The organism is Sporomusa sp. 246TCP1, assembly GCF_057319775.1.
The window spans coordinates 2,268,653-2,285,987 of record NZ_CM170492.1; the positions used below are offsets into that span (position 1 = coordinate 2,268,653).

The following is a 17,335-nucleotide window of genomic DNA, read 5'->3' on the forward strand; positions in this document are numbered from 1 at the left end:
ACTAAGGCACCACCTTTTTAGCGAGTAAGCCATTGATTTACGAAATGGCTTACTCTTTATCTGTCAGATGCTAATACACCTGCTTTACCAATATGTTGGGCAGGAGCTTCGCGAACCACGATAGTTACAGCTTCCGGTGGACATTTGGCTGTATCAACAATGGCTTCAGTTACTTTTTTAACCATCTCCCGCTTTTGCTCTAAGGAACGTCCTTCAATCAAGTCGATTTGTACGATTGGCATATGAGTCACCTCCCTTATGATGATTTGTTTTCACCTTCAAATAGTATTTTCTTTATCAAAAGTAAGAATCCCTGCAACAGTAAACTTTTTATTCACTAGCCTGACATAATACCATTCGCGAGTAACACTTTGCTGCTACTGCTCATACAGTATAGTAACATACCTGTTTATCAGATATATTGAAGGGGGTCTACTTATGAGCATATTCAGAGAGCTCCGTAACGAATGCTTAATTAAGGAACTCGAACATGAGTTAAACACTGACGTATTATTGTTTGGTTTTGACGGTATAGTTTATTTTGGCAATCTGCAAAAAATTGATGACTGCCGTGTAGCCTTTTTATCGCCAGCCATTGAAGCGGATTCGAATGTGGAGATTCTTTCTCCTGGCGGCGAGGTTGTAGATGTAAGATTCCTTAATCTTGATTTATGGCAAATCGTCGCCAAAGCTACGGGAGTAAAGACTAGTCCCTTTGACAATGGTAAAAGCCCAGGACTGTGCATCTCGGCTGAAGAAACACAAAGAACCGAAGCAAGTGAGCGTCAGGAGAGCCGCGATTTAATTTGCCTTCTCAAACGCATGATCGGTGATCTTGTAGTAATTACAACCCTTGGTGGTTTCGTATTTCAGGGAACACTGGGTAATGTCGATGATGAATTGGCATTTATATCGGTTGATGAGATTTTTGGTCCGGCTACCTCTTCAGGAATCTCTGATGATGTGGTAAGTACTGCCGTAATTAATCTTGAAGCAATAACCTCAGTATCCCGCTCAGCAGAATGCTGCTAACTTAACGCTGTTATTAGGGTAAAAGACTCGGTGATTTTTTTACCGGGTCCTTCTTTCTTATAACTATATTGTGGGAGGCTGAGCAGTATGCTCATGGCGGTAGAGTATTTGGGCAAAGTAGGCGTTGGAGTCACTTTGCCTCAGTTTTTTCGCGCTCATGATGGAAATATCTATGTAGTAAAATTCCAAAATAACCAGCTTGGCTCCCGGGTATTAGTAAGCGAATTATTTGCAGCTAGGATCGGTGCACTCATGGGTTTGTGCTTTCCGCCCAGCGATATTATTGAAATTAGTAAACAGCTATTACAGGAAAATCCTGCTTTGCTGGATATCGGCTTAGAACCAGGACTGGATTTCGCCTCTCTCTATCTCACTCACGCGGAATATGTTGGCAAAAATCGATTATGTAAAGTAATTAATGTATCAGAAATGGCTGGAGTTATGTTGTTTGATCATATGTTTCATAATGCAGACCGTGCTAAAAATCAAAAAAACCTGTTACTTAGACTTGAAGATGAGCACTATAAAATCTATGCAATCGATAATTCGCATTTGTTTCGATCCAGTCGCTGGACTATTGATTCTTTTCAAAAGTTGGGAACAAAAATAAAGACGTATTATTATCAGCATTATCGAAATTTACTGAAAGACCTGCTTACTCCCCAAGATTTTGTTCCTTACCTTGAGTTAGTAAAAAAGATTAGTGATGAACAGATTGACTTCATCGTGGAGGAAATTCCTCACGAATGGTTGCCTGGTGAAACAGAGCGTCTGGCTTTGGCCAACTATACCAAACTGCGACGGGATATGGCCGGTGAAATCTGGGAAAAACTCTGCCGGTTTATTCCTCGCAGCCGTGGTGGTCGAAGATGGTTATTTTCTTCTTCTTCGCCACCAGAGGATGGCGTAAATAAGGACAACAATGACAATAATAAATAGCAGCCTTCCCATGTTTTCGCCAGCAAAAACGATATCATGTCCAAGCAGAACTTTGATAATAACCGGCGGCAATTTTCCTATTACCGTCGCCCACCAAAAATCTTTAAACGACATGCGGCTAATAGCCGCTATGGCTGTAATAATACCTGAGGGGGCCAGTGGTAATAGTCTGGCAAATAATAGGGCCTTAAACCCATTTTCGGCACTATAATCGTCCACCTGTTTTAAATACCGGCTTTTCCTAATCCAACCTTCAACTGTATGCCGAAAGAAATAGCGGGCAAATACAAACATCACTAGTGCACCGGTGACTTCACCAGTCCAGGAAATGATTGTACCCCAGAAGAGTCCAAAGACAATACCTGCTGCGCCTGACAAAATCATAAACGGAAAAACAATCGTAAAGGTCATGATTACAAATAAAATAATTGTGATAAAAACAGAGCTGGCACCAAAAGAGCGAAGATATTCAGCTAACGCTGCAATGTCGCCTCTCTCTATAATTCCATATGCATGATGAAAAAATTCAGGTTGCCACATGTAGGTTAACCCAATCATTGCTGCAATAGCCAGCCAACCAAATAGTTTATTCATTAATATCATCCTGTTCTCTAAAAACAGCGCTGTATGCAGCGCTGTTTACTGTCTATTTCCACTGAGAGATTTCGTTTTGGAAAATCGTGCATGAGCCACCTAGCCAGTTGGTGCAATCAGTACAGCGTCGGCTAAAATCTTCAGCTGATACGTTTAGCAGTGAATATCCATACCCCATAGCATTGATAATATGTTCAAACTCCTGACATTCTTCGGCAATACTTCTAAGCTGATTTTGTGTATATTTTTCCATTTTGCCACCACTCCTCACTGTTATTTGTCTTTAGTGTGTGCGAGGTTGCAAAAAAAATAAGAATCTTTTTAAAATATTTGGTGAAATCATGTATAAACATTGTCTAGAATGCCAATATTATGAATGTAAATTTTCTCCTCTCCCATAATTGACGGCCTTCGGGCCGTCCCTTTTTTATTTTCTTTACCTACTAAATATCATATTGAATTTTTCGCCAAACCAATCTTGGAGTGTTTTCCATACTTTGTCTAAATACGCGGCTGAGCAAACCGTCTGCTGTGCTGCGCGTCTGGCTTCCAGCAAAATATCGGTATCTCTTACGATATCAGCAATCTTTAAATCAGGTAATCCATGCTGATTAGTGCCAAAAAACTGGCCCGGGCCTCGCAACAGCAAATCTTTTTCTGCAAGCACAAACCCATCATTTACCTGGGTCATAATTGTAAGCCGTTCCAACGTTTCTTCATTGGTGTTGTCAGATAACAAAATACAATAGGATTTGTGCTCGCCCCGGCCAACACGGCCACGCAACTGGTGGAGTTGTGCCAGACCAAAGCGGTCGGCGCCTTCAATAATCATAACAGTAGCATTAGGTACATTAACACCTACTTCAATAACTGTTGTAGCAATTAATGCTTTAATTTTACCACAGGAAAAGGATGCCATAACAGCATCCTTTTCCTGTGATTTCATTTTGCCATGCAGCAGACCGCAGGAAATGTTTTTAAAAAAAGTAGCTGAAAGTTCTTCATGCATTTTTACAGCCGATTGGGCGGCAACTTTATCTGATTCATCAACTAGTGGGCATACGACATATACCTGCCGTCCAGCTTTGATTTGCTCGACAGCAAAAAGATAAACCTTATTCCGGCTGCTATTGCTGCGGGAATAAGTAGCAATTGGCTGTCGTCCGGGAGGAAGCTGACGAATAACGGATACATCAAGATCCCCGTAGACAGTAAGCGCCATTGTTCGGGGAATAGGCGTTGCCGTCATGATAAGCACATCTGGTTGCTTGCCTTTGGCTTCAAGCCGGGCACGTTGGCGTACGCCAAACCGGTGTTGCTCATCAGTGACTACCAGACCAAGCTGCGCAAATTCGACATCATCTTGAATAAGCGCATGGGTACCGACAACAATATCAATTACGCCTTCCCGGAAATGGTGTACGATTTTATCTCTAGCCTTGCGAGTCAGTTTTCCTGTTAGTACCGCCACTGTAATACCCTGCGGAGTCAACAATTGAGCTAGGGTGTGATAGTGTTGTTCAGCCAATATCTCAGTGGGAGCCATCATCGCCCCCTGATAGCCACTTTCGACTGTTTTGGTCAGGGCGATAGCAGCAATAACTGTTTTTCCTGACCCGACATCCCCTTGAACAAGCCGTTGCATGGTAGTAGTATCTTCCATATCGGCTTTAATTTCCTGTAATGTTTTTAATTGGTCATTGGTTAAGGTAAATGGCAGACTTTTTTCAACTTTCGACACTAACTCTCCGTCAGGAGCATGTTTAATACCCTTCAATCCAGATTTTATTTTTTGCTTCAAATAGGCTAACCCACACTGCAACAGGAATAATTCTTCAAATACTAAGCGCCGCCGGGCATTAATCAGGATTTCCATATTCGCAGGCAAATGAATATTTACTACTGCCTGCTGACGATCCAGAAGCTTGTGAGCAGCTATTATATCTGCAGGCAGCGATTCAACAGCTTCCGGAACTGCAACACTTTGAAAGAGTTCCAGCGCTTGCCTGATAAGGGCTCGCCAGCGCCATTGCGGCAGATCTTCGGTGGTTGGATAAACAGGGATAATGCGTCCGGAACTGGCATTAAATTCAGCGGCTGGTTCAATATCCGGTTTATTTACTTCAACCACATTGAGACGACGCTGAATTTTCCCTGATATAATAAGCTCCATACCAGGTTTATATTTGTTTTTCACATAGGCCTGGTTGAACCAGGTGAGTTGAGCTATACCAGATTGATCCCGGACGGTAATTTTGATTATTTTAAGACCACGCTGCGATTTTAAGTCACTAACGTTAATAACTACTGCCCGGAAACTTTCATACAATCCGTCAGTCAACTCACCAATTAATTTTAGTGTACTCCGGTCTTCATACCGGCGCGGATAATGCTGCAGCAGCTGACCAACAGTATAGATCCCCAGCTTGTTAAACTTAGCAGCATTAGCCGGTCCGACACCCTTTAAAAATTGGATTTTTGCAGACAAAAAGTTTTGAATAAGAATCACCTTACAATTTTACTGGTTCCACCAGCAGGCTGTTTAATTCTGCGAGTAGTGCTTCAATATCAATATCATGCATCCTGGCACCATTTTCTATTGTTTCCGTCATTGAGCCCATACAGCCGATACAGCCCATACCGTGTCTGGTAAAAATTTCGCATGCCTGTGGATGTGAGCGTAATGCGTCAATTATCGGAGTGCTTTTAGTAATCATAGGTAAGCCCCCCTTCATTTACTTATTTCTAATTTCAATATAATACGCATAATTCCTGCTGTTGCACACTAAATGCCAGGCATTTATGGAAATATTGGCTGAAAATTTTTTTTGTCCTTGCATATCATAAGTAAATTGTGCTAAAATAGTCATGTTGAGTACATGAGGATGATTCCTACAGGAGGTGTAAATAGATGGCAAATTTATGTGAAATTTGCGGTAAAGGTGAACGTTCCGGCTTCAATGTCAGCCATTCTCACCTTAAAACCAAGCGCACTTGGAAACCTAATATACAAAGAGTGAAAGCATTAGTTAAAGGTGAAATTAAACGGGTAAATGTATGCACTCGTTGCTTACGTTCCGGCAAAATTCAACGCGCGATATAACCTCAATATAAGCACTGGAGGACTTGAAGAATCAAGTCCTTTTTTAATGTATTAGAAACCCCCCGGCCTTTGCCGGAAAAAGCGTTCCGTAGGAGAAAAGCCGGGCGGTATTCCGTTAAAAAATCCGTACTGTTTGAGCGTAGCGAGTTTACGGATTTTAGGAATATCGCCCGGCTTTTCAGCTTTTGGAGGCTTAGGGCCTAGAATGCACAGTTATAAAGTCTTTATCAACTTTACATACTTACCGTATTCATCTTCGCCCTCAAAGATTATATTTATAAATCCCTTTTTCTCATATAAATGACGCGCACTAACATTATCAATATCAACTCCAAGTGACATTTCTTTATATCCGAGTTGCTTCGCATAATCGGCAAGATAATCAATAATTATGCTGCCAATTCCTTTATTCCGATATCCCGGTTTTACAATCATTCGTGAGAGATAAATTCGTTGACCTTTTATGGTGTAATCTGGATCTCCGTTTTCAAATACAAGCGCCCCTTCGCCAATGAAATCATCATTAACTTTATAGACAAAAACAATTCTGTTCCTCTCAACTATTTCATTAAACCATTTTTGAGTGTTTGGTTGTTTATTCATATTCCATATATTTGAACATTTTTTATAATCCGAAGGAACCAGTTTTTCAATCACATATTCCATACTAGCACTCCTTGCTTTCATACAACAAACATAATTAATCTTGTCATATGTTGCATAATTTTTCACTTTCGTAATCCCGTAAGCTGGATAACGGTTTATATCCGCGTGCTATCATCATCATTTCAACAGAAATGTCCCATACCTTTCTTCCTGTACGCAGATCATTCAAGCGTTTGGCAAATCTTTGCTCAACTAGGCCGCGCAATTGTTGAACCTCTGCAGTACTCCATACTCTAGGTGCATAATTCTCGGCCAAAACAATAGCATCTAGTGCCACTTGGCGGTTCGCTTTAATAAATTTTTCGCGTAGCGGCATATCATAGTGGGCGCTGTCGGCAGCCGATGTAACAGCAATAAAATCCACACTAATATTTTCAAAGCCAACTTCCTCGAAATAACGGGGTATATCCGCTATAGAGCAAGGGTAAGCACCCACCTTATTATGTTTTAATGTCGCCTGGGCCGCCGCGGCAACGCGGTCCCATAATTTCTGCTCAACGCCGGAGGAAGGCTGCCAGTTTTCCGGATTAATGGCTGCTTCTGTCCTTGAACTGATAATCGAAACAACTCCTCCGGGACGACATACCCGTAATTGTTCGGCAAGAAAGGCAGCATGGGGAAGGTGTTCAATAACCGTATATGAAGTACAAGCATCAAAAGCATTGTTTGCAAATGGCAGTGATAATGCGTCGCCTTGAATAAAAGTACAACTTATGCCAAGTATACTAGCTTTATTCTTGGCATATAAAATAAAATTCTCATCTCTGTCCAGCCCGGTTATTTTGCTATTGGGCAACCATTCTGCCAGTCGATGACAAAGAAGACCGGGTCCACAACCAACCTCTAATATACTCATGCCGTCCTTGAATCCCATCATGTTTATAAAATTATCTTTATTGTCATATCTAAATCGTACACTGCGAGTTCTATACAAAGTTTCGGCCTTTTGTACATATGTTGACCATATTTGGGATGGATTCATAAAAACATCTCTCTTTACAGCCTATCATTTCTTGCAACTCAAGAAATATTGAATCATAGGCTCAAACTTTTCCTTTTTATCTATTTCAAAGTAATTTTTCAGCATATCCTCAAATTCTTGAAATGACAGATCAAATTTATCAGGTCTCCCTAAATGCTCCTCAATTATCATCATAATTCGGCACTCTGGACTTCCAATGTCAGGAATATCAAGAACAAATTTTCCATAAGGTTTTATGATTCGATGAGCTTCAATAATTGCTTTTGCAACAAAATCTTTTTCAAAGTACTCAAGTACTCCTATACATGCTCCAATGTCAAAATAGTTAGTATCAAAGGGTACTTCATGGATACTTCCGCAATACAATGATCCAATAGGCAGTTTCTTCTTTGTAACATACTCATCAAGCAACTGAATGGTTTTGCTGCTTATATCAACCCCATGATATGTTGAGGGCCATTTATCATACCCCCGAAACATGAGGTTTAGACAACAGCCAAGATCAATAAATTTCATATTCGTATTGGGCGATAAATAATCTCTAATTTCTTTACGATCACTATCTGAAGTCCCACCTTCTATTATCATTTTTTGAAATATAGGATAGTCGGGATCATTTGTAATATACTCTGGTAAATCATTGTATAAATTAATACCTTTCTTCCCAAACTCAATAGTTTTATCGTAAGATTTTTCAACTAATTCTAGCTGGTTTTCCATTTTGGCATCCATTTTAAGTAAGCCCCTTCACTTTATTTCAGTATTATCGGGTAACGGTAAGGACTCTGACAAAATAGTCGCAGACATATAATATTCGAATCGGATGTTGTTAAGGGTATGTCAACCTATAAACCAAACCATTTATTGATAGAGGGTTGTTTCAAATTCTCCTATCAATTGTATAAGCTTGTCTTTACCATATATTTTTTCGGCATTTTCAAATGTTTGTTCATTTAATAGTTCAATAAATTTATCTATCCCTTCTTTTTCTATTAGATAATTTACAAAAGCTCCAGCCAATGGATAGCTAATATTCTCCGGAATCATGTCCCACTTTTGCCAAAGAGCAATTATAGAAATATTCTTAATTTCATTATATTTTAATTTTGCTTTAGCTATTTCTAACTTATTATTTTTTTCTTGGTCAAAATATACGGCAACGCCTTCTTCAATTAAGCCAATACGTAATGGGTGGTGTGGATTTAGTAGCATAGGAAGACAGGGGGTAGGAAGACAGGGGGACGGTGGTAGCGTCTTAAATTCAAGTCGGTTCCTCTGTCCCCTTGTCCTTTTCCGGACGCAAACGCTACAAAACATTGGCATGTTGACTGCAATAAAATAAAAACGCAATCATCACGCCAATGTTCTTCCACTATTAAACATAATAACTGTTATACGACGTGCTGAAAACTCTGCGAGGCTAAGTAGCAATGAACTGCGTTGCCGTAGTTTGCTTGGTGGTAATCCGCATGAATTGAATTGCTTGTTTATGTGATTTAAACGATAATGATTGAAATCTAATTGGCTTAGTCAGTTTAAATTTCGTCTGTTTTTATATATCTAATTTTTATATTGTTTTTGTCAGTTTCGCTTTTAATAATGCCGCTATCATAGTTATGGAATATCACTAAGGTATTGTCATTTTCCCATGTAACATTAGTATTATGAATATGGTAACCCTTAAAAATAATTTGATCGCTATTTACTGTTTGATTTCTACTAAGACTTTCATCAGCTTTTAGAATGACAACATTTTTAGAAAAATCAACAGTGGCATTACCACCAATGTCAGTAAAAACAATAGCCTGAAACTTTCCATTTGGACTTTTCTCAACTTTCACAACTTCTTTAACAACTGGGTCTGAAGGTTGTAGAAAGTAATATCCAGTCGCAATCAATATTGCGACAACGATTAGAACAACTTTCAATATCTTCATATTTAGCCACCAATTGGAATATGTATTTGACTAGATATTTTTTCCATGAGTGATGACAATATATTACATTCTCGGTTCTATAAAATTGCTGCTATTGATTGGCTTGAGTGCATTAATGGTTATTCATAGACAAGTTTAAAAGATTTTCCTACGCTGTGGTTCTTCTTCAATTTGGATTACCTCATCAATATAGGTGAAATCCGGACGCTCTCCTTCCACGCGTTGTAGGGTATACAGGTATTGCCGATTTAAATCGTACATCAGCAGAAATTCTTGCCCAGTTTCATCAATTAACAGTTTAAACTGGGCGAGGTTAACCTCTACACATTCAAATTTTTTACCTGGTGTATACACCGTTACCATAATGAATTACCCTCCCTTTTTTACTACGGAGGCTTTCTATGCCCTCCTGTAACTGCCCATTAATGGGAATTTTACAGGAGGAAATTAAAAAGGATCACAAATGCAGGATTATTCACCCTACACATGCGATCCAATCGATACTTGCAACAGTATCAAGATACAAAGGGATACAACCAAATCTGTATCTTGGTATGAATCAAGCGAATATTGCATGCAGTCGCACAGCTCTCTGCCTTTCGCGACAATCATTACAGCCGAATTGTCAAAACTTGTAATCAAGCCGACAAACGGGTATAATAAGATTGTCGTCGTGAACAGTTCGCTGTTACGTGTAGGTGTTGTGGCACCTGCTCGTGCCTATAGGTGTTACAGCACCTATGGGACACGGCGACTCTACTTTTTAATTTCCATCCTTTTCTAATAGTAGTACTTTTTTACACAGAATGCAAGTATGTGAAGACAAAAAGATTGTTTTCAATACTGCTCAATCAGTAAGGTTCATTAGAAACCTGCTCGTAGAGCCTCTCGCAATCATATCTATCCATGGTCTTGTTGCTCAACCTAAATGTTTTCATTAGCATTTAACGAATATTCGAAGGTCATTCCACCAAGTTTAAGCAGGCATTTGATTGTAATTGTTTTTTACCACTTATTAATTCGTCTATGAAAATAAACCGTTCTTCGATACCTAGAGTGTCAATTTGGGAACGTCCCCAGTTGGCACCCCCTAAGATAGTGCCCTAAGATAGTGCCGCCACCCCTTGCTTTAAAGAAATTGTGCCCCCATAAGGTGGTTACCGCTGCAGCCCTTCGTAACTCCCGTAACCTCCCGGCCTTTGCCGGAAAAAGCGTTCCGCAGGAGAAAATCCGGGCGGTATTCCGTTAAAAAATCCGTACTATTTGAGCATAGCGAGTTTACGGATTTTAGGAATATCGCCCGGCTTTTCAGCTTTTGGAGGCCTGGGGCCTAGACCTTTTGTTACTTTTGGGGCAATGCCAAAAGTAAAACTCCTCTCCTTGTATTCTCTTGACTCAACGTAAGCCGAAGGAACGCGTTAACGGTTTTTCTTATAAGATAAGTATATGTTTTTTGAACCGCAGAGACGCAGAGGGAATATCTCGATATACATCTCCTCTCTGTGCTCTCTGTGTATTCTGCGGTTAGAGCCGTATCCTCAAGAGCGTATAGCGCTTTTTTAATCTTCAAATAAAGTTGTCCAATCTCTGCGATTGTCCCATACGTGCCAAATTTCAACTATCTTGCCGTTTAGTAGGTATAATATAGAATAGTGCGGGTGGGGCAGGTAACGGCGAATACCTTTTTTTTCGTACTCAGGGTACTCATACAGAGGTCTGCCTAAATGTGGGTTATTTGCCAGTGATTCTTTGGTCTTGGTCACAATGTCTTCACGTATTTTCTGTGCGGCAGAAACACCGTAGTAGGTTTTGGCATCACGAATGATGTCTTTTACCTCTTGTGCCGCAGTAATTAAGTACTTAACGCTGAATTGCTTCGGAATCTGAGTTGATGAAGTCGTCATTTGTTGGTTCCTCCAATATGTCACTGATGTCTTTTTCAAGGTCATCGACATCCACCATGTTGCGCTGACGACTCTCAGCATCAGCAACCGCTAGGCGTTTGAGGAAAGCAATCTCCTCTTGCATCCTTTCATATTGCTGATGACTCAAGACTACCATATAACTCGCACCACCTTTAGTAACAAATACCGGCGTGTTATGCTTCATATACGAGTCAATGACAGACATATTCTTGCTTAAATCAGTCAATGGACGGATTATCGTTTTCATCTTCGTTCACCTTTACCTTCTATTTTTCGTGTTTCGTTTTCGCTTTTCGCTTTTCGCTGTTTTTCGCTTAAATGCACAATCGGCTATTACCTTCATCTACTTACGTTATGCGCTTTAATTATATTATATCCAAAATGCTGAGGTTGTCAAATAAAATCAGAATATAATCGGAATTTAATCAGAAAATTCTTCGTTATACTCTTAAATATCTTTTTTAATTTTACTAGCAAATGAAGTATTTTAAGGCCACTTAGTTTTTTTGTCTTATTAACTCAACCCCTAAGATAGTGCTTGCCTTAAAGAAATTGTGCCCCCGTAAGGTGGTGTCCCGGCAACCCTCGTAACTCCCGTAACCCCCCGGCCTTTGCCGGAAAAAGCGTTCCGCAGGAGAAAAGCCGGGCGGTATTCCGTTAAAAAATCCGTACTGTTTGAGCGTAGCGAGTTTACGGATTTTAGGAATATCGCCCGGCTTTCCAACTTTTAAGAGCTAAGATCTTAGACCTTTTATTACTTTTTTTCTATTAGCGTAGAATTGTCGGAAATGTTGGTGACACCCCTATCTATGATCAGAATCACCCATTTTTACGGGTGATCCTGATTTGTCGCTTATAATTTGCGCCATCTTTGGCCTCCGGCCCACGATTAGTTTTTCTGAGCCGCAATAAGTTCTGCAATTCCGGTTTCTTTTACTATTTTCGATAATTTTTTATTATCGGCTATCCATCTGTCACCAAAATCCTCTGGTCCCAGATAATGGACTGACATTCCCAGTTTCTCCATATTCTCTTTGAACTCAGGGTCATTGACCATTTCCCTTAGCCCTGATATCAATCTGGCCTTTTCGGCTAGCGGCATTTCTTTGGGAGCAGCGATTCCACTCCAAAAATTGAAAGCAACATTGATTCCCTGTTCCTTGAAGGTTGGCACATCCTCAAAGCCCGGAATGGTTAATCTATTTTCTTCGGCAACCCCCAGTATTCTGATAGTACCGCTTTTAACATGTTCTTTTAGAATAGCCGGATTATATGCAAAAAGAAGCTGAGTATGACCGCCCAAGAGCGCCGCCAAAGCTTCTGGGTCACCACCCCGGAAAGGAACTTGTTTGATAAAAATACCCGTTTCCTTAGCAAACATTTCTCCCGTAACATGTACGGACGTACCCAACCCTGAATGTGCAAACTTGATTTCACCAGGATGCTGTTTGGCATAGCTAACTAATTCGCTCAAGTTTTTCCATGGTTTTTCAGCAAGAGTGGCCACTAGCACATGTGAAGATACAACATTAACTAACGGTTCCAAAGCACTAGGATAATGATACCTTGTCTCCCCGTAAAGTGGTTGCAATATTACGCTTGTGGAAACAACTCCAATTGTATAGCCATCAGGTTTGGCGCCGGCAAGTTCATTCATGCCGATGGTGGCGCCGCCACCAGGTATATTGACTACTACCAGCGGCTGACCCAGATGCTTATAGGCTGACTTTTCCAGTGCTCTTGCTATAATATCTGAACTTGCACCGGCGGCATACGACACAATTATCGTAATGGGTTTTGTCGGATATTTTTCAGAAACCATACTCTCTTTTGCTCCCATGCTACAACCTCCTAGCGTGATTGTCATACCTAATAAGCTGGTAATTCCAATAAGTAAAAGCCATTTTGAATTCATTAAACCAGATTCCATCTCCTCTCGTAATGGCATCATGGAATGATGCTTTTTCTTGGGGATTCGCTTAGTTGGCATCACCTCTTGTAAATTGTGTATTTCTTATAAAATTGTGCAATATTATAATTAATACCACAATATAACAATAAATTCCTGCTTTTTACAAAAATAAATTAACCAATAGACAAGGCCGCAAGGCCGCAAAGTATTGCGGTAGCCCCTGCAAGGCGCAGTTTTATGTTTTTTTCAGCAAGAAATTTAGCTCCCATAAAAGTTCCGATTAAAATACTGATTTCTCTTGCCGGTGCGATATAACTTACGGGACTAAAAACCATAGCGGACAAGACCAGAATGTAGGCCAACGGACATAGTATCGCAACACTTAAAATTTCTAATTTATGAATTTTCCATTGATCTTTTATGCTGTTCCAATTTCTGAAAGCATAAGGAGTTAACATACATGTCCGGCCTAAATTGGCTGACCAATCCAGTAATAGCGGAGGAACCAAAAAAGTGCTAACAGCCAATTTGTCTGAAATCGTGTAGGCGGCAATCACCGTACCACACAGCATGGCAAAAAGAATAGGTTTGTAGGCGGTAGTTTTTTTTATTTCCAGGGGATTTCCGGTCATTATAATAATTCCCAGTCCAATTAACCCGGCCCCTAGTAGTGCAATGAGAGATGGTTGCTCGCCAAGAAACACAATGGCAGCGACGGTCGAAAGCATGGGACCTGTGCCGCGGGCTAAAGGATAGACCAGCGATAAGTCGCCAACGGTATATCCCTTGTCCAGTAAGATAAAATACAAAGAATGAAGAGCGGCACTGCCAACCATGAAGGCAAACTGATGCCAGCCGATAACAGGTTGTTGTATAAATACAATCCATAAGGCTAAGGGCAGATAAATTAAAACCGACATACTGGCGAATAACCAGATAAACGCTGTTCCGCCTGCTGCTCTTTTCGATAGATAGTTCCATCCGGCATGTGCGAAAGCAGCCACTAGTACAAAAGCAATAGCAAGCCCTGTCATTTACATCCCTCCAATAAAATTGACTAATAGATTCATTCATGATAATTTTAAACATATAGATGTTTCTTGTAAAACTTAAATAATTTGTGATTTATATTAATATTTTCTATAATTAGAGGGTGTATATTGGTGTATTTTCTTGGAATTGAGGCTTTTATAGCAATTGTACAGACTCAGAGTATTAGCAAAGCTGCCAATCTGCTGCATCTATCGCAGGCCACCGTAAGTTACCGGCTCAAGACATTGGAAGAAGAGATGGGCGGATTATTAGTGGAGCGAAAGAAAGGACTAAAAAAAATTAGTCTGACACCTATGGGAGAAAGTTTTTTTAGCATTGCGGAGCGGTTAGAGGCATTGAGGCGGGAAACGCAAATTTTACAAACTAACGGTCCCCAATTGGCCCTTTCCATTAGTGTTGCTGAAAGTTTGAGTCATTTTGTATTGCCTCCTGTTTATCATCGACTCCAACAATATTCTCCGCCGATACGTCTGCAAATTCGCACCCAGCATACACAGGAAGCTTTTCATAGCATTGAAAGCCGTGAAATGGACGTGGCATTTGTGGTGCGTGAGATTGTATCGCCAAGTGTTACTGTTAAACCAGTTTTTACAGAAGATATGGTCTTGTTGCGTTTGGCGGCTCCTGAGCGGCAGACTGGTGACAGTGTTGATAAAAAAGACCTAAATCCTGGCTATGAAATCTATATAAATTTAAATAAAGAATTTCAATTTAAACATGACCAATGGTGGGATCCTGCCTGTCCATCGCGCATTCATTTGGATAATGCGGGTCTGATTCCCGTCTTTATGAAGGATAGGCAACATTGGGCCATTGTTCCCGCTTCCGTAGGGAAGCAGCTTATTCAGTCCAATCCGTTTGTACTTCAAAAGTTATCCGAAAAAATACCAGGATGGCGATGTTTGCAAGTGATTCACAAATTTCCTAATGAGTCCACTATGAGAAGTATTCGTATTCTTAATCAATATCTCCAAGAGACTTTTGGCGTATTTCAATCCTGGTCTGCTTTTTAAAGAAGAACGGCTATACGAAACTTATATCCTGTTTTCATCTGATTTGTATTCCTATACAATAAATTTTTATTAATCCGGTTTTAATCATATAATTATTTGATAATAGTCAGATTTCATAGTATAATATATTTATCTACAAGTAAAGGAGGGTAAACGCTCCTCTTCCAGAAGGCATGGTATTTCAAGTGCTTCCTGCATCAAAATATGCTGTTTTTACTTACGTAAGCCCGATGCGCAATAAATTCAATATGACGAAAATCCCATCTTTATATTGGTATATTTTCAACAAATGGCTGCCAGTATCAGAATTTAGTTACAACGATACCGGATTCGTATTTGAATATTTTCAGCGCCACAAAATGATGATTGAATATCAGGAATATATATTTACATACCTATAGTGAAAATATAGAAACATTCGAGATTCAAGTGGAGAATCTACTCCACCTGAATTAACGCCGTCTATAGAGACAGTTCAAACTCAAGTAAGGATAAAAAACGTTCCCATTCCGTAAAGGATTAGCGGGTGACATAGATGTGCCCCTTCCCTGCACTGCTCTTTAGCCCCGTAATTGGATTGGAGTCCTGTCTCGAAATCAGGTAAAATAGAAATAGAGAGGGGACAGGACATGAAAGGCAAGAGATATACTAAAGAATTCAAAGAAATGGTAATTCAAGAAGCAAATGAAGTAAATGATGTAGCCCAGGTTGCCCGGCGGCACGAATTAGACCCGAAAACAATCTATCGATGGAGGTCGGAGTCCAAGCATAAAGCTTGGGAGGCAACTGAGTCAACCGCTAAAAAAACGTCAGTATACACCCCTACGGCTCAGGAGTTTAAGCAAATAGAAACCGAAAATGGGCAGTTGAAAAAACTGCTTGGCGAAAAAGACCTTGAAATTGCCATATTAAGAGACTTAATAAAAAAGGCCCAACCCGGCTATCGGACAAGATAGAAGTTGCCGATGAATGGATTAGCCGGGGATATGCTACTGCAATTGTACTCAAAATCATCGGCATAGCAGAATCCACCTACTATCACCAGAAAAACCACCTTGCAATAGAACACAGCAAAAAGCCTAGCGGTGGTAGACCTATACCGGGTTATTCAGTAGATAAATCATCTAAGCGAATTAGTGACGAGCAAATTAAAGAATGGCTATTAGAGCTTGTTTTAGGTGAAGAACATGCCTATGGCTACCGCAAGCTTGCCAAAAGCCTCACACGGCAATATGGGTTAATAATCAATAAAAAGAAGGTTTATCGTCTATGCAAGGAACTTGGAATATTAAAGAAACAACGTCAGATTTCTCTCAAATATCCTCGAAAACTAGCCCGCAATCGATTCATAACAAGTGTTAATCAGTTATGGGAAATTGACATTAAGTACGGCTATATTGCTGGTGAAGATCGCTTCTTTTATTTCATGGGAATTATTGATGTTTATGACCGCATGATCATTGACTATCACATCGGCTTAACCTGTGAAGGTCGGCACGCTGCGCATCTGTTAGAGCGAGCCTTGTGGAAAAGGAAACTACTCAATGCCTCAACCAAACCAATAATAAGGACTGATAATGGACCACAGTTTATTAGTAGTAAATTTGAAGAAGCTTGCAAAACATTAGCTATTGAACACGAACGTATTCCACCTAAGACACCAAACCTTAACGCACATATAGAGTCATTTCACAGTATTCTTGAACGCGACTGCTACGCTAAGAATGAATTTGAAAGTTATACTTCAGCACATAAAACAGTAACAAAATATATTGATTTTTATATAAACCGCTATCTTCATGGTAGTCTAAGAGACATGCCTCCGGCAGAATTCCATGAAATGGTAGTGAATATTGGGATAAGTCCGTTCATTATTAAAGTTTGAATATTCTTGCGCACCCTTAACTATAGAATTAGTACGAAAACGGCAAGATGTCAATGGCCGCATATGCGGGGCGAAGCCGAACCATTGATAACTTGACGGGTGAGTGCTATACTCTGTAAACTGTGCGCAAATGAAATATTGATCTATGCTGCGCTACGGCGTGATAATGCGACAAGACTCCAAACTTAGGGGGTTAAACCGACTGCAGCTACATCCTGTCCGACATCAAGACACTTCCACCATCCCTTTGTATATTCTATTGTGACAAAAAAGGAACGTCCCCAACTATCTCCC

Annotated in this window: 20 protein-coding genes and 1 pseudogene; 6 read left to right on the plus strand and 15 right to left on the minus strand. The window is 40.2% G+C overall.

The genetic code is table 11. The features are described 5' to 3' along the window. Positions 1–56: 56 nt before the first annotated feature. Positions 57–242 (minus strand): 2-hydroxymuconate tautomerase, encoded by a 186-nt coding sequence (locus AC1ECB_RS10945; RefSeq protein WP_021170524.1) that lies wholly within the window; start codon positions 240–242, stop codon positions 57–59. 196 nt (positions 243–438) lie between these two features. On the opposite strand from AC1ECB_RS10945, the gene AC1ECB_RS10950 reads away from it, so the two are divergent. Both AC1ECB_RS10950 and AC1ECB_RS10955 read left to right on the plus strand, forming a co-directional pair. Beyond that, a complete protein-coding gene (locus tag AC1ECB_RS10950) occupies positions 439–1,032 on the plus strand; it encodes a hypothetical protein (protein ID WP_485668730.1) in 594 nt (197 codons plus the stop codon). An 87-nt stretch (positions 1,033–1,119) separates the two neighbouring features. Further along, a complete protein-coding gene (locus tag AC1ECB_RS10955; RefSeq protein ID WP_485668731.1) occupies positions 1,120–1,971 on the plus strand; it encodes a HipA family kinase in 852 nt (283 codons plus the stop codon). Here the strand turns inward: AC1ECB_RS10955 and AC1ECB_RS10960 are convergent. From AC1ECB_RS10960 to AC1ECB_RS10975, 4 genes are all read right to left on the minus strand, one after another. Beyond that, positions 1,906–2,565 (minus strand): TVP38/TMEM64 family protein, encoded by a 660-nt coding sequence (locus tag AC1ECB_RS10960; protein ID WP_485668732.1) that lies wholly within the window; start codon positions 2,563–2,565, stop codon positions 1,906–1,908. The genes AC1ECB_RS10955 and AC1ECB_RS10960 overlap by 66 nt on opposite strands. A gap of 52 nt (positions 2,566–2,617) precedes the next feature. Beyond that, positions 2,618–2,818, minus strand: a complete 201-nt coding sequence (locus AC1ECB_RS10965) for a hypothetical protein (RefSeq protein ID WP_021170528.1) — start codon at positions 2,816–2,818, stop codon at positions 2,618–2,620. A gap of 183 nt (positions 2,819–3,001) precedes the next feature. Next, complete coding sequence (recG, locus tag AC1ECB_RS10970; RefSeq protein WP_485669321.1) at positions 3,002–5,065, minus strand: ATP-dependent DNA helicase RecG; 2,064 nt, start codon at positions 5,063–5,065, stop codon at positions 3,002–3,004. Between the two features lie 10 nt (positions 5,066–5,075). Then, positions 5,076–5,282, minus strand: coding sequence for a DUF1858 domain-containing protein (locus tag AC1ECB_RS10975; RefSeq protein WP_021170530.1), 207 nt, complete (start codon positions 5,280–5,282; stop codon positions 5,076–5,078). A 194-nt stretch (positions 5,283–5,476) separates the two neighbouring features. Between AC1ECB_RS10975 and rpmB the strand changes: the two genes are divergently transcribed. After that, the gene (rpmB, locus tag AC1ECB_RS10980; protein ID WP_485668733.1) at positions 5,477–5,668 is read left to right on the plus strand and encodes a 50S ribosomal protein L28; all 192 of its coding nucleotides are present in this window, start codon (positions 5,477–5,479) and stop codon (positions 5,666–5,668) included. A gap of 213 nt (positions 5,669–5,881) precedes the next feature. On the opposite strand, the gene AC1ECB_RS10985 is transcribed toward rpmB, so the two are convergent. The 10 genes from AC1ECB_RS10985 to AC1ECB_RS11030 all read right to left on the minus strand — a co-directional run bounded on the left by AC1ECB_RS10985 (position 5,882) and on the right by AC1ECB_RS11030 (position 14,124). Then, positions 5,882–6,334, minus strand: coding sequence for a GNAT family N-acetyltransferase (locus AC1ECB_RS10985; protein ID WP_485668734.1), 453 nt, complete (start codon positions 6,332–6,334; stop codon positions 5,882–5,884). Between the two features lie 43 nt (positions 6,335–6,377). Beyond that, a complete protein-coding gene (locus AC1ECB_RS10990) occupies positions 6,378–7,316 on the minus strand; it encodes a class I SAM-dependent methyltransferase (RefSeq protein ID WP_485668735.1) in 939 nt (312 codons plus the stop codon). A 24-nt stretch (positions 7,317–7,340) separates the two neighbouring features. Beyond that, complete coding sequence (locus tag AC1ECB_RS10995; protein WP_485668736.1) at positions 7,341–8,048, minus strand: class I SAM-dependent methyltransferase; 708 nt, start codon at positions 8,046–8,048, stop codon at positions 7,341–7,343. A 129-nt stretch (positions 8,049–8,177) separates the two neighbouring features. Continuing rightward, positions 8,178–8,528: a hypothetical protein gene (locus tag AC1ECB_RS11000; protein ID WP_485668737.1), complete on the minus strand. Its 351-nt coding sequence runs from the start codon at positions 8,526–8,528 to the stop codon at positions 8,178–8,180. Between the two features lie 323 nt (positions 8,529–8,851). Beyond that, positions 8,852–9,253, minus strand: coding sequence for a hypothetical protein (locus AC1ECB_RS11005; protein ID WP_485668738.1), 402 nt, complete (start codon positions 9,251–9,253; stop codon positions 8,852–8,854). Positions 9,254–9,388: 135 nt separating this feature from the next. Further along, positions 9,389–9,616, minus strand: coding sequence for a hypothetical protein (locus AC1ECB_RS11010; protein WP_485668739.1), 228 nt, complete (start codon positions 9,614–9,616; stop codon positions 9,389–9,391). A 1,196-nt stretch (positions 9,617–10,812) separates the two neighbouring features. Then, a complete protein-coding gene (locus tag AC1ECB_RS11015) occupies positions 10,813–11,157 on the minus strand; it encodes a type II toxin-antitoxin system RelE/ParE family toxin (RefSeq protein ID WP_485668740.1) in 345 nt (114 codons plus the stop codon). Next, a complete protein-coding gene (locus AC1ECB_RS11020; protein WP_485668741.1) occupies positions 11,114–11,425 on the minus strand; it encodes a type II toxin-antitoxin system Phd/YefM family antitoxin in 312 nt (103 codons plus the stop codon). Before AC1ECB_RS11020 ends, AC1ECB_RS11015 begins: the two co-directional genes overlap by 44 nt. 642 nt (positions 11,426–12,067) lie before the next feature. Further along, positions 12,068–13,018: a Bug family tripartite tricarboxylate transporter substrate binding protein gene (locus AC1ECB_RS11025; RefSeq protein ID WP_485668742.1), complete on the minus strand. Its 951-nt coding sequence runs from the start codon at positions 13,016–13,018 to the stop codon at positions 12,068–12,070. A gap of 245 nt (positions 13,019–13,263) precedes the next feature. Beyond that, positions 13,264–14,124 (minus strand): EamA family transporter, encoded by an 861-nt coding sequence (locus tag AC1ECB_RS11030; RefSeq protein WP_485668743.1) that lies wholly within the window; start codon positions 14,122–14,124, stop codon positions 13,264–13,266. 129 nt (positions 14,125–14,253) lie between these two features. Between AC1ECB_RS11030 and AC1ECB_RS11035 the strand changes: the two genes are divergently transcribed. The 3 genes and pseudogenes from AC1ECB_RS11035 to AC1ECB_RS11045 all read left to right on the plus strand — a co-directional run bounded on the left by AC1ECB_RS11035 (position 14,254) and on the right by AC1ECB_RS11045 (position 17,041). Next, the gene (locus AC1ECB_RS11035; protein ID WP_485668744.1) at positions 14,254–15,156 is read left to right on the plus strand and encodes a LysR family transcriptional regulator; all 903 of its coding nucleotides are present in this window, start codon (positions 14,254–14,256) and stop codon (positions 15,154–15,156) included. A gap of 170 nt (positions 15,157–15,326) precedes the next feature. Continuing rightward, positions 15,327–15,557, plus strand: a pseudogene (locus AC1ECB_RS11040) (GyrI-like domain-containing protein); the annotation flags it as partial. A 228-nt stretch (positions 15,558–15,785) separates the two neighbouring features. Beyond that, a protein-coding gene (locus AC1ECB_RS11045; protein WP_485668745.1) for an IS3 family transposase occupies positions 15,786–17,041 on the plus strand; the annotation gives its coding sequence in 2 pieces (ribosomal slippage) (positions 15,786–16,095 and positions 16,095–17,041; 1,257 coding nt in all). The last annotated feature ends 294 nt before the right edge of the window (positions 17,042–17,335 follow it).